We start from the raw sequence: 498 nt of genomic DNA on the forward strand, positions 1-498 counted from the left end.
GACTGTTTTTGAGTACCTCGGCCTCGCTTGAGTTTGCTTCGGACTTGGGCTTTGGTGGACTTTCCCACAAAAGCTTCATCGTATTCAACCATGTCTTCAAGTCTGTAGCGGTCATCACGCTTTCCCATGACAGCCCTGAGCTTGTGATACATTCTGAAAACCGGTTCATAACGCTTCATCCCCAGTTGTCTTTGGAGTTCAGCGGCACTGAATCCCTTCTTGGTAGCGGTAATGAATGTGATAGCCATCATCCAGATCCTAATCGGTAAGTTGCTGCTCTCCATGACTGTACCGCTCTTGATGCTGGTTCTGAACCCACAGGCGGCACACTGGAAAGAGAGCTTGTTTTCAAGCCAATAGTGTTTGAGACCAGTGCACTTCTTACAAATGATCCCTTGCCGGATTCTTTGTTCTTTGATGAAGTCAACGCAGGAAGCTTCGTCCGGAAACCGATTAATGAAATTGATAATGTTCATGGTCAAAACCGTCTATTTTGAC

General features: G+C 46.4%; 1 protein-coding gene. It reads right to left on the minus strand.

Going from position 1 to position 498, the window contains the following annotated elements; all coding sequences use genetic code 11:
• On the minus strand, nt 1-476 hold a 476-nt coding region (locus tag AAA942_RS20210), incomplete at its 3' end, for an IS1595 family transposase (protein WP_338222123.1).
• Nucleotides 477-498 lie beyond the last annotated feature (22 nt).

The sequence above is a fragment of the Algoriphagus sp. oki45 genome (assembly GCF_036245605.1).
In the GTDB taxonomy this organism is placed as follows: domain Bacteria; phylum Bacteroidota; class Bacteroidia; order Cytophagales; family Cyclobacteriaceae; genus Algoriphagus.